We start from the raw sequence: 24747 nt of genomic DNA, 5'->3' as shown, positions 1-24747 counted from the left end.
TCTCCAGCTTAATCAGGTCTTCTTGAGTTCGCGCAATACCGCGAACGGGTTATCGGGGCGCTCTCCGGCGGAAACAGCTTCCTCCGGCGGGCGTATGACTTCTTCAGGCAGCTCACTGTCCGGATTGACCGGCACCAGCGGCAGCGCCAACAACAATTCGTCCTCGATCACATCGATCGGGTTCAACTTGGCGTCCTCGGCCACCAGCAGCGGCTCCACCCCCCCCGGCAACGCGGATTCTTCGCGTTCGGAACGGATCAGACCCAGTCGGCTGTCGACCGTGACAGGCATGACGAATGGCTCGAGCGTCCGCTGACAGATCAGCCACAAGGGCGCCTGGACACGGACATCGACATAAGCCGTGCCGTACTCGTCCCGACCAAAATCGAGCTCATACGAAGCCACGCCTGCATCATCCGCCAGTGCTTCGCAGAGGCGAGGCATTGCGGCGATGGGCAGTGCTCCCTGAAACGAACGCCGCGCCGAAACCATGCGCCAAGCGTCCACGGACTCTGGCAGTGTCACGGACATAACTATGAAATAGTAAATTTTCCGACCCGGTCAAGTCAACCGCCCCGGATCGGCAAAGGGGAGCCGCAAACCGTGTCACACCCCCACCATCCGGCTTTGCCTGAACCCGGCGCATACGGCAGACTGCGCCTCAATCCCGCCAGAGCCGTGCATTGTAAGTGGATAATTATCTCACGATCGGCTTGGCCGTCCTGTTCATCTTAGTGGTCGCCGCCCTCGCCGGCGCCCTTGTCCTGCGCCGAATCACCCGGCGGACTACCAGCCTCCGACACCTGCTGGATCTGGCCGATAGGCTGGAAGCCGACCTGAAATCCTGCCGCACCCGGCTACAGCAGGCCCATGCGGTGATGTCGCTCAACCCGGACCTGCCCGCCGACAGCGAAAAAGAGGCCGCCCATGCCGTTGACGCGGGGTTGCTGGCGCTGCTGCAGCAGCGGATCTGGATCCGGGACCATGCGCCGAAGGCCTCCCAGGCCGAACTGAATAACGCCACCCAGGCCATGGAACAGACCCGCGAACGGCTACGCCCCCTGCTCCAGGCACTGGGTCAGGCCCAGAACGAATTGGACAGCGCCATGCGCGAACACATCCGGCTGGATGCCCAGCCGTGACGGCACGCAGGCTGATCCTGGGTTCCACCTCCCGCTATCGGGCTGAGTTGCTGCAACGGCTCGGCCTGCCGTTCGAAGCACGCTCACCGGGAACCATTGAAGATGAACGGCCCGATGAGGCGCCGGCCAAGCGCGCCATGCGGCTGGCGGTAGCCAAGGCCACCGATGCTGGAGCCGGGCTCACCGATGTCCTGATCATCGGTTCGGATCAGGTAGCCGAACTGGACGGCGTGCTGTTGGAAAAACCGGGCTCCGCCGAACGTGTCCATGCGCAGCTCGCGGCCTGCTCGGGCCACGCCGTGAACTTTCATACTGCGCTTTGCCTGCTCGATACCCGTGATGGAACGCAGCGCACGCATCTCGATCTCACGCGCGTTCACTTCCGCCACTTGAATGCCGCGGAAATCACGCGCTACATCGAACGCGAACAACCCTTGGATTGCGCCGGCAGCTTCAAATGCGAAGGCTTGGGCATCAGCCTGTTCGAACGCATTGAAAACAGCGATCCCACGGCCCTGATTGGTTTGCCCATGATTGCGCTGGCGCAGTTGCTGCGTGACACCGGCATCAGCGTCCCCTGATCACTCCTCACCTGCTGCCGCACGTCGCCAGGCGATGCAATCCCCCGGACTGGCAACGGCTGTAAACGGCGCGGCAGCGACTTGTCCTCGATAAAACGCGACACTCTTGCGACCATCGAACAAGCTCAGCCTTTGCAGCGGCTGCAGGTTGTCGATGCGTGCACACAAAGACCCGAGCCAAGGTCCGCGCTCGCGCTCGCGCAAGGCATGTTCGTCAACAACGAGCAAAACCGACTCGCCCGCGTGCTGCTGACGCAATGCGATTTCATTCCACCCCCATAGCGCCACTTGCGGCGCGCGGCCGTACTTGACGTTCAACGGGCTATCCAGTGTGTAGACAGGGCGCTGCCCATCGAACTGGAAATCCAGTTCCGCAGCCATCATGAAGTTGTCCGCCACCAGCACCGCGGGACGTACAGCGAATTGCTCCCTGGCGATATCAGCACTCTCCTGCCAGCCAATGAAGGCGGTTGGAAAAGCGCGTGCAGCGCCCAGCCATCGGGCCGTATCCGGATACGCCGCGAGACCGAGATAAAGCAATCCGGCCAGCTGCGCCATAAACGCCAATGTTGCGCCAGCCAGTGCAAACCTGCGCCATGTCAAAGATACGTGTGCTTCATGTAGCAACACTGGAAGCGCCGCTAGCAAAGGCAGGTAACCTGGCAATGGCCAGTGCACGCGGAAGCGCTGATCATCCGCAAACAAACCGGCAACGAAATAGACCACGATAAACGTCAGCGACAGCAAGGCGATCACATCCCACGGCCCGGCCGCACGACGCTTCCAGGCATGCCAGGCGGCCCACAGCAGACAGATATAGAGCAATGGCGTGCACGTCACCGCCTGTTCCAACGGTTGCACCAATGCATCGGCATGAAAACGCCAAGGATTGCGCTCAACCAACTGGAAGGCCAAGCCAGCACCATGCTGTTGCCAGTTGGAAATGAGCAGTGGCAGCAAACCGATTGCAGCAACACCCATCGCCAGCCAGAAACCACCACGCGTCCATTGCTGACGACCACGCGGCGTCAGCAGGCATAGCAACAAGCCCGCGAGCATGAACATGGCAGCGCGATAGTGACTCATCCAGCAAACAGCAAGCGCCACGCCGAGCAGCAACCAGTCTCGCCAACGGCTTTCGTCCATCACCCGCAACAAGGCCAGCATGGCGACAGTGCCTGCCACGGTAAGCGGCACATCGGGCATCGCCATCACCCCAAGGCTGCCGGCCAATGGCAGGCACAGACAAAGCAATCCGGCCTGCCAACCAGCGCGCGCACCGAACACGCGACGGCCGAACACCACCAGCAGCCACGGCAAAGCGCTCCCCATCAGCAGGAATGGCCAGCGCATGCCCAGCACACCGTGCCCCGCAATCGCCTCACCGACGCGAATCAGCCATGCCGTCAGCGGCGGCAAGTCGCTATAACCCCAGGCCGGATGGCGGCTTTCCTGCCAATAGAACGCCTCGTCGCCGAACGGCTGCAACGTGGCGGCAAGTATCAGCTTCACGACAAGCAGACATACGAAGGCCGTGACGAATGCCGCTCGCCAGCGCGCAAGGCCGGCGACTACACTGGCATCACTCTCCGAATCTATCCGTGCCTTCCACAAACCCATGTCAGCCATCACCCCGCTTCGTGATGAAAACCTGCAACGGCAAGTCCATGCCGCCATTGCCCAGGTCAACAAAGTACTGCTTGGCAAGGCACGTCAGGTCAAACTGGCATTTACCTGCCTGATCGCAGGTGGACACCTGTTGCTGGAAGACGTACCCGGCGTCGGCAAGACCACGCTCGCGCATGCGCTGGCGGCGAGCTTCGCGCTGGACTTCCAGCGCGTGCAGTTCACCAGCGACCTGCTGCCGTCGGACATTATCGGGGTCAGCATGTACGAGCGCGAGACGGGGCAGTTCCGCTTTCATCCTGGCCCGGTGTTCGCCGGGTTGCTACTGGCCGATGAAATCAACCGTGCCACGCCGAAAACGCAAAGCGCCCTGCTCGAAGCCATGGCCGAACGACAAGTCACGGTGGATGGCCAAACCCACGCGCTACCGGAACCGTTCTTTGTGGTGGCCACCCAAAACCCGCTGGATCTGGCTGGCACCTTTCCCTTGCCGGACTCGCAACTCGACCGTTTCATGCTGCGCGTCTCGCTCGACTATCCCGACGCCAGCGCTGAACGCGAACTGCTCACCGGCACGGACCGTCGTGATTTGCTGACACGCCTGACGCCACAACTGGACGCGCCCAGCCTCAACCTCCTATATCGACAAACACAGGCGATTACCGCCAGCCCCGCCCTGCTCGATTACCTGCAGGCGCTGCTGGCTGCCAGCCGCCGTCATCCCGATATCCGGGTGGGATTGTCGCCACGCGCAGGCTTGTCCCTGCTTGCCGCGGCGCGTGCGTGGGCCATGATCAGCGATCGTGGTCATGTGTTGCCGGAAGATCTCCAGGCGCTGTTCGTGCCGCTGGCGGCGCATCGCCTGGTCGCGGCACGCGGCGCGAGCGGCGAGATGCTGGCACGCACCTTGTTGAACGAAGTCGCGGTCGATTGAAGCGCTGACGTTGATGCGTGCTCAGTTCCAGCGCTTGCAGCAATGGGTGGAGCGTCGACTGCCGGCGCTGACGCGACATCGACGACAAGAAGAACTGCCGATCGAACTGCATCGGCGCCGCATCTACATCGTACCGACCGGCTTTGGCCTGGCTTTCACGGTGCTGCTGCTGGTGATGATGGCAGGCAGCCTCAACTACTCGAACAATGCCGCGCTTCTCCTTACCTGCATGCTCGGCGCGGCCACGGCGATCAGCATGCTGATCGCGTTCCGCACGCTCAACGGATTGCGCTTGCGGGGGCTGCGCGCCGGACACGCCATCGCCGGCGAGCCGATCGACATTATTTTCGACATGGAAGCGACGCGACTGCGGCAAGCGGTACGGCTTGATCTCGACGAACAAACCCGCGCTTTCGACGTGCAAGGGCGTACGGATGTCACCCTTCGTCTGCCTACCGAAGAACGCGGCTGGCTCAGCCTGCCGCGCTTTCGCATCTGGACCACCTGGCCACTAGGGCTGTTTCGCGCGTGGAGCTGGATGCATGCGAACTACGCGGTGCTGGTGTGGCCGCGGCCCGAACTTTCCGGTCCCGCTCCCACGTTACCGGCCGAAGATAATCGTCGCCAACGCCTGCACCGCGGCGAAGACCTGGCCGCACTGCGCGATTACCGCAGCGGCGATTCCATGCGCCATGTGGCATGGAAGGCCAGCGCGCGTCATGAATCCTTGCTGGTCAAGGATTACGAACAACCTGAAGCCCGGCAGGAATGGCAACTCGATTGGCGTCAATTGCACGGAATGAGCAACGAGGCGCGCATTGCCCGCCTTGCACGCTGGCTCGGTGAAGCACAGGCGCAAGGCCGCCCATGGAGTCTTTGGCTGCCAGGCGAAGCCATCGAACTGGGCAGCGGCCACGCCCATTACGCGCGCGGCATGAGCGCACTGGCGTTGCTGCCATGAATGCTTTATTCACGGCCATAGCGCGCGGTAGACATCGGCGCGCACAGGAACGGTTAGGTGATCGCAGCTTCGACTTACTGTGTATCACCACTGCGTTCGTGTTGGCTGTCCATGCCGGACATCTGCCGGTCTGGCTGAGCATCACGCTGTTCGCCGCGCTCGGTTTGCGCTGGTGGCAACGCAGGCATCGTCCGGGCCGAGTACCCGGATGGTTGAGAGTACCGGCACTGCTCCTGTTGGTCGCTGCAGTCGTGCTCGATTACGGCAATGTATTCGGCCGTGATCCTGGATCGGCGTTGGCTGCAGGTTTGCTGGTGCTCAAGTTGAGCGAAAGCGAAACACCACGAGATGCGCGCGTGGGTGCAGCCTTCGGTTGTTTCCTGCTGATGGCTGCCCTCTTGTTCGGGCAGGGTTTGACCGCAACCCTGATCGTTGCGCTCGGCCTGCTGCCGGCGCTGACGACTTGGCGATCGCTGGAACCGACGCAGATACCCATCAATCTGCCACGCCAACTGCTTCCTGCGTTGTTATTGCTGATGATATCGCTGCCCCTGGCATTGGCCGCGTTTGTCTTCTTGCCGCGGCTCAGCTCGCCGCTATGGGGTACATCCAGCACCCAAGCGGCTACTACCGGACTGAGCGATCAGATGTCGCCGAGCGACTTCACCGAACTACTTACCGATGACAGCCCGGCCATGCGGGTAAGTTTCGACAGTGCGCCACCACTGAAAAACCTGCGCTACTTCCGTGCCTATGTGATGTGGGATTACGACGGGAAGGATTGGAGACGACTCGACTCGCCCAGCGACGCGGCTCCCACCATCGAAGCGGCAAGCACCATTACGTACCACATCAACCTTGAGCCCACCCACCAGCGTGTGCTGCCTGTTCTGGATCTGCCACTGCAAGCACCCGCGCAATCGCAAATGCATGCGGATGGTGAAGTCTTTGCGGACAAGCCAGTCAACGACGCATTGGATTACACCGCGCGCTCCGCCCTGCGATATCGTTTTCAACCCGTACTCGATCCTGTTACGCGCCAGCATGCTTTGCAGCTGCCGCCAGATTTCGACCCCCGCACGCATGCACTGGCCGCGCAGTGGCGGCAACGCTTTGGCCGCAACGATGCCGCCATCATCCAGGCCGCGTTGCAGATGTTCCACAACGACGGTTTCAGCTACACCCTGGTGCCGGCGCCGCTCGGCCACGATGCGGTGGATGATTTTCTATTCAACACACGCGAAGGTTTTTGCGAACACTACGCATCATCTTTCACTGTACTGATGCGTGCCGCCGGTATTCCAGCGCGCGTCGTCACCGGCTACCAGGGCGGTTTCTGGAACAACATCGGCCAGTACTTGCTGGTGCGTAATTCTGACGCACATGCGTGGAGCGAAGTATGGCTGGATGGCCATGGCTGGGTACGCATCGATCCCACGGCGGCGGTTCGTCCGCAACGCATCAACCTCGGTACGGCAGCGGGAGGGAGTAACCCTCTGCTGCCCTGGTACGAATCTGGTGTATTGGAATCGCTTCGCAATCACTGGGACATCGTCAACCGATGGTGGAACGAAGGCGTTATCGGTTTTGACGCATTGCGCCAGCGCGGCATGCTGACTCCGTTTGGCATTCGCGATGTCGACACCGACATGCTGGAAAAGCTGTTGGCCATCAGCATCGCGGTGTTCGGCGCAGCAGGCTTGGCATGGGCGCTGTGGCGTCGACCGGAGGGCGACCCGGCCCTGGCGGCCATGCGTGCGCTGGAGCGCAAGCTTGGTCGTGCAGGCGTCGCTCGAGGGCGCAGCGAGGGGCCGCAACACTACCTTCGCCGCGCCGGCCGCGCGTTGCCCACGCAGCGCGCCGAACTGGACCATTTGATGAGGTGCTATATCGATCTGCGCTACGCCACTGCCGAACCATCCCCTGAATCTTTGCGCATGTTTAGACGGGCAGTACGGAATTTCCAACCGCGTCACGTGGTCTAAGCTGCGCGCGACGATGTAGCATGTAACCGCCCATGATGGAGAAACACACCATGTCTCCCCTTTTCCGAATTCTCAGCCTCGCTGCGGTCGGCACCTTGATGGCCGCGTGCGCCACCGTGCCACAGCCGCTGCAGGGCAACTACGCCAACATCTCATCACTGAATGCCCAGCAGGCCCCGGCTAACGGCACGCAGGTGCGCTGGGGTGGTGACATCATCAGCACCGAGCCTGGTCAGCAGTCGACCTGCTTCTATGTACTGGGTCGCCCGCTTGATAGCCAGGCGCGTCCGGTCCGCGACAACAACAACAGCCAGGGCCGCTTCGTCGCCTGCCGCTCCGGCTTCTATGATCCGGAAGTGTTCAAGCCGGGCCGCGAGATCACTGTCACTGGCACCATCCAGGGCACCATGACCCGCAAGGTGGGTGATTACGATTACGCCTATCCGCGCGTGGAAACCAATGTGGTCTACCTGTGGCCGAAGCGTCAGATTTACGCAGGCTATCCGTATGGCCCGGGCTGGTATGATCCCTTCTGGGGCCCGTATTGGGGTCCAGGCTGGGGTTGGGGTGGCGGTTGGGGCTGGGGCGGCGGCTGGTACGCACCGCCGGTCATCGTGGTTCGCCACCGCTGATCGTTCTGATCACCTGATGAAAAACGCCGGCATCTGCCGGCGTTTTTTGTACCTCGCTAAAAAGCGCTGCGAATCAGCCCGGCGGCCAGGTCATACGACGGCCTGCGAGCAGGTGCACATGCAGGTGAAACACGGTCTGACCGCCATGCTCATTGCAATTGATGACAGTGCGATAGCCTTCCTTGTCGAAACCTTCCTGCTTCGCATAACTGGCAGCAGCGAGCAGCAGTTTGCCAAGCAGTTCTGCGTCGGCCCCGGTGGCATCGTTCAACGTGGCGATGGTCCGCTTGGGCACGAACAGCACATGGACCGGCGCCTGCGGATTGAGATCACGGAAGGCCAACACCTCATCGTTCTCAAAAACGATATCAGCGGGAATTTCGTGACGAACGATCTTGCCGAAGATGGTGTCACCCATAAGTGTTTTCCTTCGCTGTGTGCAGGTTATTCCACGGATTGCCGGCTACCGAAAGCATGCGCGAGGGTGCCGCGGTCGACGTATTCCAGTTCACCACCCAACGGGACCCCGTGCGCCAGCCGGGTCGGCCGGATGCCCGCTGCGCGCGCCAGTTGCGCCAGATAATGTGCGGTAGCCTCGCCTTCGACAGTCGGATTGGTGGCGAGAATCAGCTCTTCCACGTCGCCTTCGGCCAGACGCTCGCTCAACAAACCCAGACCAAGTTCCTCGGGCCCGAGACCATCGAGTGGCGAAAGCCGCCCCATCAGTACGAAATACTGGCCGCGATAACCGGTTGCTTGTTCGATCGCTGCCAGATCAGTGGGCGATTCAACCACGCAGAGCACGTGCCGATCGCGACTGGCGCTAGCGCAGATGGAGCACACTGGCGTTTCACTGAAATTGCGGCAGCGCGTGCAATGACCGATGTTCTGCATGGCCTGTTGCAGCACTGCGGCGAGCTTCAAGCCGCGCTCGCGTTCGCGCTCCAATAAATGAAAGGCCATGCGTTGCGCACTCTTGCCGCCTACGCCGGGCAAGCAGCGCAGGGCTTCGATCAGTTCACTGAGCAGAGGGGATGAGCTCATAGACCTTTACGCTCTCCTCAAGGGTGAGGGCGGGGATGAAGGGCTGTGCTTGCTTCAAACTTCAACACAAGATGGCTCCCTCACCCTAACCCTCTCCCAAGGAAGAGGGAATGAATGTGACGTATCAAAACGGCATCTTGAAACCAGGCGGCAGGTTCATCCCGGCGGTGACACCACCGAGCTTGTTCTTGCTGGCCTCGGCCACCTTGTTCACCGCATCGTTGATCGCCGCGGCAACCAAGTCTTCAGCCATCTCCGGATCATCGGCAAATAGTTTGCGATCGATCTGCACGCGGCGCACTTCGTGCGCGCCGCTCATCACGACGCTGACCAGGCCACCACCGGAACTGCCGGTGACTTCAAGCTTGGCAATCTCTTCCTGCGCGCGCTTCATGTCTTCCTGCATACGCTGCGCCTGCTGCATCAGCTGGCCAAGTTGTCCTCTCATGACGTTTACTCCGAAATATCAGGATTCAAATGGTTTGATGGATTGCGGCACCACACGCGCACCAAATTCGCGTTTCAAAGCTTGCGCCACCGGATCGCCTTCGATCGACGCTTCGGCAGCGGACTGTGCTTCGCTGCGTGCGACGGCTGCGCGTGCCGCCGGGGTATGTGCAGCGCTCTGGCTGTCGCTGACGAAACGCAGCTTGATCGGCTGACCCACGACATCGCTGAGACGATCGGCAATCTGGCTCACGATCGGCTCGACGGCCAGGTGCATATAGGTTGGCTGCAATGCCAGGATCATCGTATTGCCATCCCTGCCCTGCAAAGCGCAATTCTGCGCGAGCTGGCCAAGCGGCCCGCGAAGGTCGGCACGCTGAATCAGACTTTCCCAATCCGGCAAACCACCCGCATCCGCCATGCGTTGAACGGGCGCGGCAGGCGTAGGCGCTCGCGATGGCGCGGGATAGGGAACCGCAGCAGCTTCATGGCGAGGCGGTTGTGCGCTTGGTGGAACAACGGGCGCGGATGATGCCATCGGCGCGCGCTGTGGCGGCGCTGGCGGCATCACTCGCTGTCCACTGGAAGGAGCTGCAGGAGCTGCATCATCGGACGGACGAAACGCCAACATGCGCAGCAAGGCCATCTCGAAGCCGGTGCGGGTATCAGGCGCCAAGGCAAGATCACGCCTTCCGGCGGTGGCGATCTGGTAGTAAAGCTGCACGTCTTCGGCCGTCATCCGTTCGGCAAGGCCGATCAGTGCATGACTGTCGCCATCGTTGGCATCCGGCTGGTAACCGGGCACCAGTTGGATCAACTGGATACGGTGCAGCGCTGCGGCAAGATCATCCAGCACGCTGCCAAAATCCGGTGAGAACGACGCAATACGCGCGCACTCCACCATCAAGGCCTGTCCGTCGCCAGCAGCCAGTGCACCGAGCACGCCGAGCACCTGCCCGCGTTCCACGCTGCCAAGCATCGCCCGGACCTCGTCTGCCTTCAGCGAACCACCGCCATAGGCGATGGCCTGGTCCAGCAAGGACAGACCATCGCGCAGCGAGCCATCGGCGGCGCGCGCCAGCTCAGCGATGGCGGCATCCTCATACTCGATATGCTCGGCACCGAGGATGTGATGCATCTGGCCGGCAATCTGATCGGGCAACAGGCGCTTGAGATTGAAGCGCAGGCAACGCGATAGCACCGTCACGGGCAGCTTTTGCGGATCGGTCGTCGCCAGCAGGAACTTCACATGCGGCGGTGGCTCTTCCAACGTCTTCAGCAAGGCGTTGAAGGCTGGCTTGGACAGCATGTGCACTTCGTCCACCAGGTAGACCTTGAAGCGACCGCGCGCAGGTGCGTACTGTGCGTTCTCGATCACTTCACGTACGTCGTCCACGCCGGTGTTGCTGGCCGCGTCGATTTCCAGCAGATCGACGAAACGTCCGGCATCGACCGCGGTACAGACCGCGCATTCGCCGCAGGGATCAGCCGATTCGCCACGCTCGCAATTGAGCGACTTGGCGAAGATGCGCGCGATGGTCGTCTTGCCGACGCCACGGGTGCCGGTGAACAGATAGGCATGGTGCATGCGCCCACTGTCCAAGGCGTTGGTCAAGGCGCGTACCACGTGTTCCTGACCGACCAGTTCAGCGAACTTGCGGGGGCGCCATTTACGCGCGAGTACCTGATAGGACATGCGTTGGGAATGCTCTGAGGCAGAGGGCTAGAAGCCGATTGTGCCAAGTCGCTCAAGGCAAGTCATGCGACGGCGTCGCCGGGCACAAAAGGCGGCGGCCCCGCCAGCCACACCCCGGCACCCGAATCATCCACTACCGTTGCTTCCTTCCGGACCTGGCGGGATTTGCGGACTATCGTCGCGGGGGGACCGACGGGGCCACCATAGACGTGGGTTTCAAGCCTGAAACTGGCGTCTAACCCGATGACTTCAAGGCGTAGCCAGTTTCAACCATGATTGCGCTGGCGGAGAGGGCGGGATTCGAACCCGCGATACGGGTATAAGCCGTATACACACTTTCCAGGCGTGCTCCTTCAACCACTCGGACACCTCTCCGGACGCAAAACCCTTTTTGCCGTCACAAGCCCGGCAAAGAAGCGGAAGGATAGCGTCTGGGCCTGACTCAGACAAGAGAGAGATTCAGCCGGCGTCCGGTCGCGGGGGCAGCGGAGCGGCCAGCGCGATGTGCTGTCCGGTGCTCGCAATGCGATATCCGCGAGCGGCCAACGCCGCGCCATCCGCAGCACTGCCGTAGTGGTACAGCAGCAAACGTGAGCGCAGGGCGGCATCGTATTCGCGTTCGATATCGTCGATGCCGGTATGGGAAGGATTGCCAACCAGACCGCAATCGTGGGCAATCAGCGCCGGCTCTGCTGCGTAATGCGCCAACACTTCCGGAATCGGACGTGTGTCACCGGTAAAGACAAAACTTCCATGCAAGCCAATGCCGAACGATGTGTCCGGCCGATGGTGCCGCGTTGCAAACACGTCGAACCACAGGCCATCCAACCAGAGCCCGCGTGAGCACGGCACCAGCCGGAATGCTTCCCAGTAGTTCACACCACCTTCGGCCAGCACGCCGGGGTAATCCGCCACACGCATCTGCAGCCATGGAACCAGCGCCGCATGCGCAAACACGCGCGTGCGGCCACGCAAGGCTTCGTTGAACCACAGACGCGTAAACAAGCGCTCCATCCCGCCCACGTGATCCATGTGCGTATGCGTGATGTAGATGTTTTGCGGCGGTTCGCCGTAGGCGGCCAGATAACGGTCCAACGTATCGGGACCGCAGTCGATCAGCAGCAAGGGTTTGCCATCGCATTCCAGTACCGCGGATGATGAACCGAGTTCCACCGCATGCGCAGCGCCCGTACCAAGAAAATGCAAATGCCAGTTCATGCGCTTAGCGTACGCTCATAGCCATACATCAGGGGGGGCCAGATCTTCTGATCAAAAGCTTCCTCACCATCGGCGGCTGCGCCGAGCTTGAATAGCGAGCGCCGCAGCCGCTGCAAGTTCGCCATGCGCCAACCTGCTCCGGGCGCACGTATGCGGCCACGATCAAAGTCGATCAGGTAAAGCGCAGCCGGCGCAACCAGCACGTTGTGCGCATTGAGATCCGCATGCCAGATGCCTTCGCGATGAAAGCGCGCGACCAGCGCCCCGACCTCTTGCGCCAGCTCCGCATCCAGACGACCCTCGGCGAGACATTCGGCCAGTGTCCCCGTCTCGGCAATGCGCCGGGTGATCAGATCGGCGCGGTAGTACAGCCCTGCGCGCTGATAACGTGCCGCCACGACGTGCGGCACCGGCAAGCCCAGCTTGCCCATGGCCTGCAAGAGGCGGAATTCGGCGACACTGCGGGTGCGGTCCGCGCCCGTCCACAGATAGCGATCTCCCATCAAGGCCGCCACCATGCCGCCACGTCGGTAATGCCGCAGTACGCATTCACCAGCCGGCGTGGCAATGACGGCGATACCGCCGCGACCGCCGCCCAGTGTGCTAAGGGCGGCACGCTCCCGCCAGTAGTCCAGGTCGAACCAGGCGCCATCGACTTGTGGCGACAGGTCGGCGTCGAACAGAATCACACCTTCGGCGTCCTGGTGCAGTTGCTCGTGCATCGGTGCTGGCGCTGCCCTGTTCTGGTTCATTGCCCGAAGATTCTACATGTCCGCTCCCCAATCCATATGTCTGCTGCGTACGTCCGCTATTGGCGACGTCACCCACGTGGTGCCGCTGGTCCGCACGTTGCAGCAGGCATGGCCGCAGACCTCGCTGACCTGGATCGTGGGCAAGCTGGAACGCAAGCTGGTGGGCGATCTGCCGGGCGTGGAATTCGTCACCTTCGACAAGGGCGCCGGTTGGGCGGGCATGCGCGAGGTATGGTCGGCCCTGCGTGGACGTCAGTTTGATGCCCTGCTGCACATGCAGGTCGCACTGCGTTCGAACGCACTGAGTCTGGGCATCAAGGCCAAACAGCGCATCGGCTACGACCCTGCCCGCGCCAAGGATCTGCACGGGCTGGTGATCAACGAGCGCATCCCAGCCCGCACCGGCGAGCATGTGCTGCAGGCCATCGGCAGTTTCTGCGAACCGCTTGGCCTGAAACAAACGGATGTGCGCTGGGATATCCCCATTGGCGAGCAGGACCATGCCTGGGCAACGGAGCAACTGCCCGGCGATCAACCCACGCTGCTGGTCAGCCCCACTTCCAGCCACACCTTGCGCAACTGGCAGCCACAACGCTACGCCGCAGTGATGGATCACGCCGCGGCCAAGTATTGGCGCGTCGCGCTGATCGGCGGGCCTTCACCGGCTGAGCGCAGCATGGCTGATGCAGTACTCGCTGCCTGTCGCCATCAGCCGCTAGACCTTACTGGCAAGGACACGCTCAAGAAGCTGATGGGGATGTTCTGCCGCGGACAACTGCTGCTGACGCCCGATTCGGGTCCGATGCATATGGCCAACACAGTTGGCATGAAGGTGCTCGGTCTGCATGCCGCGAGCAATCCGGAACGCTCAGGCCCCTATTCCGATCGCCGCTGGTGCGTCGACAAATACGACGCCGCCTCGCGCAAATACTTCGGCAAACCAGCCAGCGAGATTCCGTGGGGCAGCAAGATCGAACGGCCGGGCGTGATGGATCTGATCGAGATCAACGACGTCATCGAACGCTTCGAGGCCGCTGCCGAGGCAATGGGCTACCGCACCCATTCGCGTTAGTGCACACCCCAGGAATAGAGAATTCTTTTTATCTGCGCCACATACATAGCGCCCGTTTGCGGCGTTTCCGAATGGTATGCGCCGACGGCTCGCCAAGTATTGCCATACTTGTCCATTTTCTGGCGCAAATACCACGCCGCCACATAGGCACTCACACACGGATCGAATAACTGATGCGGTTTCACGCCATAGCGATCCAGTTCCGATAGATGCACGGAGTTGATGCCCATCATCCCAAAATCCGTACTTCCATCGGTATTGCGATTAACCACCGAAGGCTTCATGCGCGACTCCTGAAACGCAATGGCACGCAAAATGTAAGGATGCACCTGATGGTAGGTCGAAGCCTCATCAATGCAATCGGCATGGCATGCGGCCGAAACAAGCAGAAAAACAATCAGCAGAGCGCCACGCATTCGATCTGTCACCGCCCGCGAAGATGCATAAAAGCCCGTCCACTTGGCTCAAAATGCGTGCCGTAACGTACCAAACCACCTTTTTTTAAATGACAGGTAAGGTCGTAGCTGACCAACATACCCGGGTCGGTATCCTGCAGCAGTTCAAGATCAATCGCGCGAATCCGCGGCTCGTAAGACAGCAGCGTTTTCTGCATCTGGGTTTTCAGCAAGTGCGCCGAAGCCGGCAACGCACGATAGATCTGGCTCAGATCCGGCAACCCATAATCCGGAAGATGTTTGAGCGCGCCGGCTCGCGTATTAAGAATCTGCTTGAGATTCTCCATCACGCTCAGGATCTCCTGTGTTGCCTCGTCATGCGTATCCAGCGAAACCTCGCCAATATGGCCGGAAAGCAACTCATACAAGGATGGCCCAGTCGGCATACCGCCCCCTTATGCCTCGACCGCAGTCACATTTACGTCAAGCGCGCAGGCACGGCTCACAAAATCGATGGCAAGCCCTCCGGACTCGGAGAGGCCCAGGCATATTTCACCCAGCACCTCGCCACCTTGCATGCGTAATAGAATTTCACGCGCCAACACGGGCAAGACCTGTGTATTGAGCAGGCCATCCACATTACGAGCGCCAGACTCTCGAATCAGGCAAGCCTGTGCCAAAGTGGCCAGCAACACATCTTCGCAGTGAAGTGCGATGCCATGCTGACGCCGTAATCGCTCGCCGACGTGCATCAACTTCATACGCACGATGGCTGTCAGTGCTTCCGCATCCAGCGGGCGATAAACGATGGGCTGAAACCGTGCAAGCAACGCTGCCTGGAAGTGATCCGTAAGAATGGGGCGAATATCGGCCAGCAACGCTTCGCTGCTGATATCCGGATCCGTATCGACCTGATCCATAATCTGCTCAGCCCCCAGATTGGACGTCATCAGGATCACACTATTGCGAAAATCTACTTCGCGCCCTTCTCCGTCGCGCATGCTGCCGCGATCAAAAACCTGATAAAAAATTTCGAGCACATCGCGGTGGGCTTTTTCCACTTCATCAAGCAGGATCACACTATACGGGCGCTGCCGAACCGCCTCGGTGAGCACCCCTCCACGACCATAACCGACATAACCAGGCGGCGACCCTTTAAGCTGGGACACCGTATGCCCCTCCTGATATTCGGACATATTGATGGTTGTGAGCGAAGCTTCACCGCCAAACAACGTATCTGCCAACGCCAGCGCGGTCTCCGTTTTACCCACGCCCGAAGGACCAACCAGCAAAAACACACCGAGTGGCGAATGCTCGTTTTTCAGGCCGGCGCGAGCCGTGCGCAAGCTTTGCGCTAACACGGCGAGCGCGTCGCCCTGCCCCACTACGCGATCGGTCAGGCGACTTTCCAGGGCAAGAAGACCGATCAGCTCATCTTCCACCAAATCGCCAACCGGAACACCCGTCCACTCTGCCACGACGCGCGCGATGGCAGCGGCATCGACATCCGGGGAAATCACGGGCGACTTACCTTGCGCCAGCATCAATGACTGGCGCGCCACTGCCAAGGTCGAAGGCGTGGCGTTTGCATCACCGTCACGCTGATCATGGAATGCGGCTACCTCACTCAGCGCCTGGTCGTAGCATGTCTGCAAAGCATTCGAGGCTGTGCGTGCGGCTGCAAGTTGCGCTTCAATCGTGTGCAGGCGTGTATCCGGCACTGCGACTCCCGCCTTCCGATCGTATTCGACGACCTCCAGCTCACGCTCCAACGCCACCACTTCGGCGCGTGCGCATTGCAGCTCCACGGGTGGCGACTCCAAGGCTTTGCGCACGCGCGCCGCTGCCGTATCAATAAGATCTACCGCCTTGTCCGGCAACTGACGGCCAGGAATGTAACGGCGTGACAACTTGACCGCCGCGACAAGCGCTTCGTCAAGGATACGCACATCGTGATAAGCCGCATAACGATCCACCAGGCCGCGCATCATCAAGCACGCCGTGGCATCGTCCGGCTCATCCACCTTGATCAATTGAAAGCGACGCTCCAACGCTGCGTCGCGTTCAAAATACTCCTTGTATTCAGACCAGGTCGTCGCTGCAATGGTACGCAGCTCGCCGCGCGCCAGCGCAGGCTTCAGCAGATTCGCCGCATCGGCGCCACCTGCGCTATTTCCCGCACCAATGAGCGTATGCGCCTCATCGATAAATAGAAGCACCGGCGTGACCGATCGCTGTACTTCGTCAATCACGTTTTTGAGGCGCTGTTCAAATTCGCCCTTCACACCCGCACCGGCCTGCAACAACCCAAGATCCAGCGTCAAAATGCGCACGTCACGCAACGAGGCTGGAACACTACCCTCGGCCACACACAAAGCAAGCCCTTCTACCAGAGCTGTTTTGCCCACACCCGGCTCGCCGACCAAGATGGGATTGTTTTTACGTCGACGGCCTAGCACGTCAACCATCTGCGCGATTTCGCGATCGCGTCCGAAGACCGGATCGATCTTGCCGTCACGGGCTTTGGCCGTGAGGTCGATGGCAAATCGCGCCAGCGCTTCTTCCTTGGCAGAGCGGCTGGCCACAGTAGAAACAGGCTCGCGCGATGCCGGCGCATCCTCGTCGACTGACTTTTCACCGATTGCAGCACTATCGATGACGTCGTCGGTCATGGATTCCACCGACTGCCGATCCAATACCGGCATCAATCGCCGTATCTGCGCTGCGCTTATCGACAGCAAGGACCACGCATCCGTAGCGCGCAGCCAATGCGGCGACTCCACCAAAGCGGCCATCAGATGCGCTGAACGGATCGACGGTGACTCATCCCTGGATGCGAGCAACCAGGCATCCTGCAGCGCATCGGCCAATGCACGCGACAACGCTGGCTTGCCGCGCAAGTCACGGGGAAAACGATCAATCGCTGCCAGCAGGGCTTCCCAAACGGCGTCGATATCGATGCGATAATGATGCAGAACGATCGGGACATCTCCATCACCGTGCTCAATCAGCTTGAGCAGCCAATGTTCAAGCGCGACCTCGCCCTGCATGCGTGCCTGGCAAAAATTAACGGCGGCTTCGAGAGCAGCCGTCATATGCGGGTTGAGTTTACGCAGCAAATGGGTGGCATCGCGAAGTGTCATGATGGCGGCCGAATAGAACCTTGCCCTTCATGGGGGCATTGAAGGAAAGTCATCGCAGCTACCGGCAGCGCGACGTAAAGCTTCTGCAGCCGGCGCAGGCTGCGAGCCCGCACCGGCGTGGGAACGAACCTAATTGCTTAGCGATCGTTCCAGCTGTCGGAATGGATGATGTTGCCGTCCTTGTACGCCCAAGTGATTTTCTCGTAGCGCAGCTCCACGTCTTCCAGATGATTGTGCTTCTCAAAAGACGGGTTCTTGATGTCGTGCATCTTCGGCTTCACCGCCACCACCTTGACGTTATCCAGCTTGGTATTGAAGTACTCGACTTCCTTACCCGCGTCATCGATCTTGTACCACTTGATTTCGATCGACTTCAGCGTCTGCCCGCTGGTCACGGCCTTGTACAGGTAAGGCGTTGACGAATCGGTTTCCTTGGTAAAGGTGATTGGCCTATGAATGCGGGTACCCGTCAGCTTGCCCGTGTTCGAATCCGTCGGAATGTTCACGCTGTGATCCAGCGCCACGACTTCGACGCTTCCTTCACGGCCTTGCACGGTCACCGAACCCTTGATGTCCGCACCGCCGTCGTCCTTAATCCACATATAGGCAGGAATTGCCATGTTCGATTCTCCTTAAGATTGGTACTTCAAAGATCCCGGACAACAAGTTTCCGGGGGCGCCCCGACGCCTTGAAGCCGGGGTCAAAAGTTGCAAGACGCTCAACCGCCAGGGGCATCGGGTATCAGCGTAATTTCCACACGCCGATTGCGTGCCCGACCTTCAGCGGTATCGTTATCCGCGATGGGCCGCGTATCGCCGTAACCCTGAATGGCAAAGCGCGACACGGAAACGTTTGAAGCTTCCATCAGCCAATCGCGTACCGCTACAGCCCGTGCCACCGACAACTGCAGGTTTGCACTGGCATTGCCTACATCATCGGTATGACCCGCCACCAGAATGCGATCTTTCGGATGCGCCTTGATCGATTCCAGCGCGTTGACGAGCAGACGCGTCGAGCCGGGTTTAAGTGCGGCTTTTCCCGTGTCGAACAACGACATGCTATCCAAGGTAAATATCGTGGGCGGCGGCGGTGGAGGTTGATAGGAAGCAATAGCGTTATTGAGCGAAGGAATGACTGCGGCACCGTGATACAAGCCCAAACCAAGCCGTATTGGCACCCCTGTACGCTGGTATCGATCGAGCCGATCGCGGTCATCCACCAACACACTCAGCGCTCTACGGCGCGCATCATCATGTGCCGCCGGAATCGACCTGAAACGGTCCAGATGTTCAGATGTCTGCGCCAATAACGTTTTATTGTTGTAGGCTGCACACCCAAGAGCGAGCGCGGCAGCACACGCCAGAAGGCATAGCGCATGTGCCAAGGCGCGTAAACGTGGCGACATCCACGCTTGCTGAGGCATCGCTTCAATCAATGGCTGCGGAAGTGGCCAAGGTGTCGCAGTCCCTGTACAGGTCGGCGTACCCACACGCGTACGCGTTTGCAAGGCCGAGCTCCAGACGGATGAGGTACCAGGGGATACACCCAACCCTGCATCGACCCACGCCACGCCGTGCGGCGACCAGGGAGGCGACGGCTGCCGGCGCTCTTGCAGCGCCGGTAACACTACGTCGCACGTCCAGTCGATCAGACCCGATAGCGCCGCAGCACGCCACGCCTTGAAGCGATCGCCATCGGAACACTCAATATCCGTGTCGAAGGATCTCGAAATGGCATCAAAGCGACTCATGTCGCGCATCGACCATGCCGACGAAACGCCAAACCATGATGACGAAGACATCTCGTCGTCGGTGACGCGCTGATAAACAGCGAGGTAACCCGGCAAACTCCTACCCAGCAGACGTGAAGTGTCGCTTACCGCCTGTCGCGTCAGCCTCAACGCCTGGAACAGGTCTTCTACATCCGCATAAGCGCTTGGCGAAAGCATCATTACAATGCCGTCCGGCGCACGGCCGTCGCGCCACTGGCGCAACGCCACTGCAAGATGCGGAAGGTCTTTCAAATGATCGGCACGCAGCCAGATAGCGCCATCGCCTACATGGACAAGCGCGTCCGAAGAGCCGCCGCGATCAAACACTTGATCGAGATGATTGCCGATCACCAGCACCAGCGGCAGGCGCGTACGCAGCCGCAGCGGCAAATAAGACGTCGCCGCGGCCAGTGCGGCCAACTCCGCGCCATGGCGAACAGTCGCGCGACGCAAGTGGAGGCTGCGCCAGATAATAAACAACAGGCCCACTGCAGCCGCCAAACCAGCCAAGATCCATGCCGTCGTTGCGACGACTGGCGCCACGCACAGCGCAAGTCCGATCGCCAGCAGCGTGCAAAACGCCACCTGCGTGCGGTAAGGATAGCCAAGCACGCTATAACCCATCATGGCGACTGAGTAAGCAATTGCGCCAACTGAACATCCAAAACCCGATTGCAGGCAACATACACGCATGCAGCCACGATGCATGCGGCGACCGTTGCCGCCCATGGCGATAAGCGGAACCACGTATACCTGCGCGTCTTGTCGATGATGAAAGACTGGTCAACAGCAGGCTGAAGCTTGGCCAGCAACGACTGCAGCGACATGATCAGCGCCTTTCGAGCCGCCTCACCTTCGCGCGCATACCTACCCCTGAAACCCAAGCCGAGAATGGCCGCGTAACATTGCAGCACTTCGACATTCGGCGGCGCCTGCCGCATACGTTCGCTCAACTTATCGAACACACGCTCACCGGCATCGTAATTGCCGAAACGCTCTACCTGGAGCGGATGTGCCGCCCATTCGCCGTGGTCTTCCGGTGACGGATTGGATAGCGCCACTTCGTCGAGCAGAGCGCATTGTGCGTGTACCAATTCATTCCGCACATCCTCCGGAACCTGAAGCGCATCCAGTGCCAGCTCAAATTCCGTTACCACGCTCATGCAGCGCTCACGCAGCGCCTCCACCGACTGGGAGCGGCCACCCTGCGCCATCAGCGACACCTGCAACGCCGTCTCGCGCAGGCACTCGCGCATGCTTGAAGGCGCCGCGCGTTTAATTTTGGCGAAAATCGAAATAGTCACGACGGAAGCACCGCAAACAATTCAAGAGAAGCCTCCGGCACCGAGGCCGGAAGATAAATCTGGCAAGCATGTGCGGCCAGCATGCGCGCATGGGCCGGATCGGCCGCATCCAGTGCGAAGTACTGATTTTCCAAACGCACAGGAATAGCCGCAGGCACGCGTTGGACGGGCTTCAAGGGAATCCCGATCAATGCGGAGTTCACAATATGCTCAACGTCGTCTGGCGCACCGATTTTGCACAATCGCGGAATCAGTTCCAGCAGCTGAAGCGCCGGCAACGAGGCACTGACCGACAGGTAGTAATCCGCATTCTTAAGCAAGCGATCATCGTCAAACCGTCCGACCCATGAAGTGGCACCGCGCTTGACCAGTCCAATGGGAATAACGCGCGACGGAATAATCGCATTTAGGAGAGTGCGAACGAGTGACTCCAGCTTGGCAAAGATTTCATCCTGCCGCGCGTGGTCGTACCGTGGAATTTCCGACAATCCATGACCAGTCGAAAACGTCATCAATGCGCCGGCCAATTCCGATAGCACTGCATAAAGCCGTTCCGGTGATTGCTGCGGATGCGATGCGAGAAAAGCCAGCCTCGGCCAATGTGTATGGATGCAGTGCAACAGCCAAAACAGCGACACATCGGCCACACCAAACTCGACAACCTGATCGATGCGTTCACCCCGCCGCGCCGCCAGTGCCGTGGCTTTGGCCAACAAGATATCCGCCATTCGCGTCGCACGCTCCAGATGCGCGGTATGTGCCGACAAGAACAAGCAAGGCGGTACATACGCATTGTCAAGCTGGAATCGGCCATTCGTGCCACGCTTCAGACGCGCAACAGGACAAACCACATCGTCCGCCATCGATTCGAATTCGAACACCAGGCGCAGGGCATGCCGCTCCACCGATAGCTCTTCAACACCATGGCCATTCTGGTCGACAACTTCCGCAAACTCCCGGACATAACGACGCGGCCTCGGCGATGGCACATCATCGAATCGGCAATTGTCTCCATCGGCTTGCAACAGGGGAAGCGCTGCATAAACCGTCATGCTGAGCACATCCGGCGGCACATCGCGTGCCAGATCCCGCGCCGGTGGCAAGATATCAGTCACAGATGTATCGATGGATGTTCCATCGGGCAGCCGCACAGCGAGACGCGTCAGCTTGAAGCGGCTTGCATTCAACGCCTCTTCGTCTACATCCACGCCAAGCATGCCCCACGGCTCCGCCAAGGCCAGAGACGCCAATTGCCGGTGGGCAAACCGCAACCATTGTTCCTGCTGTTGAAAATGCTGCGGTGTGAGGATCAACCCCTCATGCCACAGCGGCTTCTGTGCACGCATGGCAAAAGCCCCGTCTTCAATGATAAACGATGCGAATGAGGCCCCAGTCCACGCGACTGCGCAAGCGCAACTTTGCAGAGCGTATGGTCGCGCGAGAATGCACATTCTTTCAGGCGCCGATAGCGCCACTCCTTTTTCCCGACATGGGACTACAGGTGATTCCTACTCAACCTTTCAAACAAACCCCACCCATCACATCGATATGGGTGCGGCTGTTTCCATCCCCCACGCAATGCATTCTTCAGCTCGGGCGATGATGCCTGCCGACTGCCTGATATATCCCTGTGTGATCAGTGGATGCAGGACGTCCAGAGCGAATACGCAACCCCAAAAATGGCCGGCAACATGGGATCCGATGCCTACATCGATCACATGCCGTCCGACTCATCGCATCCACTGACACACCGTGTCATTACCTTTCAGGAGAAAAACATGGCAGAGAGCTATCAGCGCGAGATTCCCAAGGCCCGCGTCAATATCAGCCTTGATCTGCATACAGGCGGCGTGCAGAAGCGGGTCGAGTTACCGCTCAAGCTTCTGGTCATGGGCGATTACAGTGCAGGCAAGGAGCAGACCGCTCTGGCCGAACGCAAAAAAATCGACATCAACAAAAATAACTTCGACTCAGTGCTGACCGAACTCAATCCTCAAGCCACCATCGCGGTACCCAACGCACTGGCCGGTGATGGCAGCGAACTTGCCGTAGCGCTCGATTTCAAATCCATGAAGGATTTCGAACCTGAAGCGGTTGCACGCCAGATTCCTGAACTTCAGGCGCTTCTCGCCATGCGCAATTTGCTGCGGGATCTCAAATCCAACCTGCTCGACAACGGCACCTTCCGCCGTGAGCTGGAGCGCATCCTGAAGGACAAGTCGTTATCGCAGAGCCTACGCGACGATCTGGAAAAGATCGCCACTGCACAGCCCGCTGGCAACACCTGATCCTTCCACCCTGTCTCCACGCCCGAGAAGGCGGCGCAAAACAGCGGACGAGGACACGCCAACAGAGGACCGTTCGAGTTGCTAGCCATCCGCCGCACTCCTGTCATATCTGCGCGCAACCTCGCTCCCGATCCGACGGCAACTTATTAAGGATTCACCATGGCAAGCAAGGAAACCCAAGCAAACACCACCAGCGTCGTCCTCGAAGGCCGCAGCGTTTACGAGTCGCTTTGCGACAAGATCAATCTGCGCCCGGTGCAGGAAGCGCGTCCGCTCGAAGCATTCCAGGACAACGACCTGCTCTCCGAATCGCCTGCCGATGAACGCATGGCGCGTGCAGTCAGCGTGTTCCTCAAAATGGTGGGCGACGCCAGCCGACAGATCGACCGCCTGGACAAGTCTCTGCTCGACTTCCACATCGGGCGCATCGATGCGCAAATCAGCGCACAGCTCGACGCCGTCATGCACTCCCCCGAATTCCAGCAGATCGAAGCCGCATGGCGCGGCTTGAAATTCCTGGTCGACCGCACCGACTTCCGCAAAAACGTGAAAATCGAGGTGCTGGACGTTTCCAAGGAAGCCCTGCAACAGGACTTCGAAGACACGCCGGAAGTGATCCAGAGCGGCTTGTATCGCCATACCTACATCCAGGAATACGACACCCCGGGTGGCGAACCCATCGGCTCGATCATTTCCAACTACGAATTCGACAACTCGCCGCAAGACGTTGCCCTGCTGCGCAACATTTCCAAGGTCGCCGCCTCCGCACATATGCCGTTCATCGGCTCTGCCGGTCCGCGTTTCTTCGGCAAGGAGACCATGGAAGAAGTCGCCGCCATTCAGGACATCGGCAACTACTTCGATCGCGCCGAATACATCAAGTGGAAGAGCTTCCGCGACACCGACGACGCGCGCTACATCGGCCTGACCATGCCGCGTGTGCTGGGCCGCCTGCCCTACGGGCCGGATACCAAGCCCGTGCGTGGCTTCAACTACCAGGAAGCCGTCAAAGGTCCGGACCACAACCGCTATCTATGGGTCAATGCTGCCTTCGCCTTCGCCGCGAACATGGTGCAAAGCTTCATCAAGAACGGTTGGTGCGTGCAGATCCGCGGCCCGCAGGCTGGCGGCAAGGTGGAAGACCTGCCCGTGCACCTGTACGACCTCGGCACCGGCTACCAGCCCAAGATCCCTACCGAAGTACTGATCCCCGAAACACGCGAATTCGAATTCGCCAACCTCGGATTCATCCCGCTGTCGTTCTACAAGAACCACGACTTCGCGTGCTTCTTCTCCGCCAACTCCACCCAGAAGCCGGCGCTGTACGACACCAAGGAAGCCACGGCCAACAGCCGCATCAACGCGCGCCTGCCGTACATCTTCCTGCTCTCGCGTATTGCGCATTACCTCAAGCTGATCCAGCGCGAAAACATCGGCACCACCAAGGACCGCCGCCTGCTTGAGCTGGAACTCAACAACTGGATCAAGAACCTCGTCACCGAGATGACCGATCCGGGCGACGACCTGCAAGCCTCGCACCCGCTGCGCGAAGCCAAGGTCACGGTGGAAGACATCGAAGACAACCCCGGCTTCTTCCGCATCAAGCTCTTCATCGTGCCGCACTTCCAGGTGGAAGGCATGGATATTGGCCTGTCGCTGGTCTCGCAGATGCCTAAAGCCAAGAGCTAATCGCTACGACGTAGCACAACCCGAAGCCATGGCTGCCAGCTTTCTTATCGAAGCTGGCAGCCATCC

The 24747-nt window shown here is 60.0% G+C and carries 24 protein-coding genes, 1 tRNA gene and 1 other RNA gene; 9 read left to right on the top strand and 17 right to left on the bottom strand.

Translation table 11 applies throughout. The annotated features are described in order from the left end of the window. Positions 1-12: 12 nt before the first annotated feature. The gene (locus ISN74_RS06865) at positions 13-492 is read right to left on the bottom strand and encodes a YceD family protein (RefSeq protein ID WP_188798624.1); all 480 of its coding nucleotides are present in this window, start codon (positions 490-492) and stop codon (positions 13-15) included. Between the two features lie 197 nt (positions 493-689). Here ISN74_RS06865 and ISN74_RS06860 point away from each other — a divergent pair, with 197 nt between their 5' ends. Continuing rightward, on the top strand, positions 690-1142 hold the full coding sequence (locus ISN74_RS06860) for a hypothetical protein (protein ID WP_188798623.1): 453 nt from the start codon (positions 690-692) through the stop codon (positions 1140-1142). Further along, positions 1139-1723: a Maf family protein gene (locus ISN74_RS06855; RefSeq protein ID WP_188798622.1), complete on the top strand. Its 585-nt coding sequence runs from the start codon at positions 1139-1141 to the stop codon at positions 1721-1723. Before ISN74_RS06860 ends, ISN74_RS06855 begins: the two co-directional genes overlap by 4 nt. On the opposite strand, the gene ISN74_RS06850 is transcribed toward ISN74_RS06855, so the two are convergent. Further along, positions 1724-3343, bottom strand: a complete 1620-nt coding sequence (locus ISN74_RS06850; protein WP_188799554.1) for an ArnT family glycosyltransferase — start codon at positions 3341-3343, stop codon at positions 1724-1726. On the opposite strand from ISN74_RS06850, the gene ISN74_RS06845 reads away from it, so the two are divergent. Genes ISN74_RS06845 through ISN74_RS06830 form a run of 4 tightly spaced genes read left to right on the top strand, consistent with a single transcriptional unit; the run spans position 3342 to position 7861 of the window. Next, on the top strand, positions 3342-4283 hold the full coding sequence (locus ISN74_RS06845; RefSeq protein ID WP_188798621.1) for an AAA family ATPase: 942 nt from the start codon (positions 3342-3344) through the stop codon (positions 4281-4283). The two genes, ISN74_RS06850 and ISN74_RS06845, sit on opposite strands and share 2 nt — an antisense overlap. Positions 4284-4296: 13 nt before the next feature. After that, positions 4297-5244, top strand: a complete 948-nt coding sequence (locus tag ISN74_RS06840; RefSeq protein ID WP_188798620.1) for a DUF58 domain-containing protein — start codon at positions 4297-4299, stop codon at positions 5242-5244. Then, positions 5241-7229, top strand: a complete 1989-nt coding sequence (locus tag ISN74_RS06835; RefSeq protein WP_188798619.1) for a transglutaminase TgpA family protein — start codon at positions 5241-5243, stop codon at positions 7227-7229. The genes ISN74_RS06840 and ISN74_RS06835 overlap by 4 nt, the downstream gene beginning before the upstream one ends. Positions 7230-7279: 50 nt before the next feature. Next, positions 7280-7861 carry a Slp family lipoprotein gene (locus ISN74_RS06830; RefSeq protein ID WP_188798618.1) on the top strand — a complete coding sequence of 194 codons (582 nt, stop codon included), beginning with the start codon at positions 7280-7282 and terminating at the stop codon, positions 7859-7861. Between the two features lie 73 nt (positions 7862-7934). On the opposite strand, the gene ISN74_RS06825 is transcribed toward ISN74_RS06830, so the two are convergent. From ISN74_RS06825 to ISN74_RS06790, 8 genes are all read right to left on the bottom strand, one after another. After that, a complete protein-coding gene (locus tag ISN74_RS06825; RefSeq protein ID WP_188798617.1) occupies positions 7935-8279 on the bottom strand; it encodes a histidine triad nucleotide-binding protein in 345 nt (114 codons plus the stop codon). A 26-nt stretch (positions 8280-8305) separates the two neighbouring features. After that, positions 8306-8905 carry a recombination mediator RecR gene (recR, locus tag ISN74_RS06820; RefSeq protein ID WP_188798616.1) on the bottom strand — a complete coding sequence of 200 codons (600 nt, stop codon included), beginning with the start codon at positions 8903-8905 and terminating at the stop codon, positions 8306-8308. A gap of 124 nt (positions 8906-9029) precedes the next feature. Continuing rightward, a complete protein-coding gene (locus tag ISN74_RS06815) occupies positions 9030-9353 on the bottom strand; it encodes a YbaB/EbfC family nucleoid-associated protein (protein WP_188798615.1) in 324 nt (107 codons plus the stop codon). 18 nt (positions 9354-9371) lie between these two features. Beyond that, entirely contained in the window at positions 9372-11048 is a 1677-nt protein-coding gene (dnaX, locus tag ISN74_RS06810) for a DNA polymerase III subunit gamma/tau (RefSeq protein WP_188798614.1), read from the bottom strand. Between the two features lie 98 nt (positions 11049-11146). Beyond that, positions 11147-11243, bottom strand: an RNA gene (gene ffs / locus ISN74_RS06805) — signal recognition particle sRNA small type. A gap of 87 nt (positions 11244-11330) precedes the next feature. Further along, positions 11331-11423, bottom strand: a tRNA-Ser gene (locus tag ISN74_RS06800). 84 nt (positions 11424-11507) lie between these two features. Beyond that, a complete protein-coding gene (locus tag ISN74_RS06795; protein ID WP_188798613.1) occupies positions 11508-12266 on the bottom strand; it encodes an MBL fold metallo-hydrolase in 759 nt (252 codons plus the stop codon). Next, the gene (locus ISN74_RS06790) at positions 12263-13018 is read right to left on the bottom strand and encodes a 3-deoxy-D-manno-octulosonic acid kinase (RefSeq protein WP_229679054.1); all 756 of its coding nucleotides are present in this window, start codon (positions 13016-13018) and stop codon (positions 12263-12265) included. Before ISN74_RS06790 ends, ISN74_RS06795 begins: the two co-directional genes overlap by 4 nt. A 16-nt stretch (positions 13019-13034) precedes the next feature. Here ISN74_RS06790 and ISN74_RS06785 point away from each other — a divergent pair, with 16 nt between their 5' ends. Further along, positions 13035-14090, top strand: a complete 1056-nt coding sequence (locus ISN74_RS06785) for a glycosyltransferase family 9 protein (RefSeq protein ID WP_188798612.1) — start codon at positions 13035-13037, stop codon at positions 14088-14090. Here the strand turns inward: ISN74_RS06785 and ISN74_RS06780 are convergent. The 7 genes from ISN74_RS06780 to tssK all read right to left on the bottom strand — a co-directional run bounded on the left by ISN74_RS06780 (position 14087) and on the right by tssK (position 22050). Beyond that, positions 14087-14506: a lytic transglycosylase domain-containing protein gene (locus ISN74_RS06780; protein WP_188798611.1), complete on the bottom strand. Its 420-nt coding sequence runs from the start codon at positions 14504-14506 to the stop codon at positions 14087-14089. The two genes, ISN74_RS06785 and ISN74_RS06780, sit on opposite strands and share 4 nt — an antisense overlap. A gap of 8 nt (positions 14507-14514) precedes the next feature. After that, positions 14515-14931, bottom strand: coding sequence for a type VI secretion system baseplate subunit TssE (gene tssE / locus ISN74_RS06775; RefSeq protein WP_188798610.1), 417 nt, complete (start codon positions 14929-14931; stop codon positions 14515-14517). Between the two features lie 9 nt (positions 14932-14940). Beyond that, complete coding sequence (tssH, locus tag ISN74_RS06770; RefSeq protein ID WP_188798609.1) at positions 14941-17628, bottom strand: type VI secretion system ATPase TssH; 2688 nt, start codon at positions 17626-17628, stop codon at positions 14941-14943. Positions 17629-17765: 137 nt separating this feature from the next. Beyond that, the gene (locus tag ISN74_RS06765) at positions 17766-18248 is read right to left on the bottom strand and encodes an Hcp family type VI secretion system effector (RefSeq protein WP_188798608.1); all 483 of its coding nucleotides are present in this window, start codon (positions 18246-18248) and stop codon (positions 17766-17768) included. Between the two features lie 99 nt (positions 18249-18347). After that, the gene (locus tag ISN74_RS06760) at positions 18348-20027 is read right to left on the bottom strand and encodes an OmpA family protein (protein WP_188798607.1); all 1680 of its coding nucleotides are present in this window, start codon (positions 20025-20027) and stop codon (positions 18348-18350) included. Continuing rightward, positions 20024-20656 (bottom strand): DotU family type IV/VI secretion system protein, encoded by a 633-nt coding sequence (locus ISN74_RS06755; protein ID WP_203546715.1) that lies wholly within the window; start codon positions 20654-20656, stop codon positions 20024-20026. The genes ISN74_RS06760 and ISN74_RS06755 overlap by 4 nt, the downstream gene beginning before the upstream one ends. A 44-nt stretch (positions 20657-20700) precedes the next feature. Further along, positions 20701-22050: a type VI secretion system baseplate subunit TssK gene (gene tssK, locus ISN74_RS06750; RefSeq protein ID WP_188798605.1), complete on the bottom strand. Its 1350-nt coding sequence runs from the start codon at positions 22048-22050 to the stop codon at positions 20701-20703. A gap of 432 nt (positions 22051-22482) precedes the next feature. Here tssK and tssB point away from each other — a divergent pair, with 432 nt between their 5' ends. Further along, complete coding sequence (gene tssB / locus ISN74_RS06745; protein WP_188798604.1) at positions 22483-22992, top strand: type VI secretion system contractile sheath small subunit; 510 nt, start codon at positions 22483-22485, stop codon at positions 22990-22992. A gap of 159 nt (positions 22993-23151) precedes the next feature. Beyond that, on the top strand, positions 23152-24681 hold the full coding sequence (gene tssC / locus ISN74_RS06740) for a type VI secretion system contractile sheath large subunit (RefSeq protein ID WP_188798603.1): 1530 nt from the start codon (positions 23152-23154) through the stop codon (positions 24679-24681). Positions 24682-24747: the final 66 nt, after the last annotated feature.

The sequence above is a fragment of the Dyella caseinilytica genome (assembly GCF_016865235.1).
Taxonomy (GTDB): domain Bacteria; phylum Pseudomonadota; class Gammaproteobacteria; order Xanthomonadales; family Rhodanobacteraceae; genus Dyella_B; species Dyella_B caseinilytica.
Note: the sequence above shows the minus strand (reverse complement) of the source record. Positions and strands in the feature narration are given on the sequence as shown.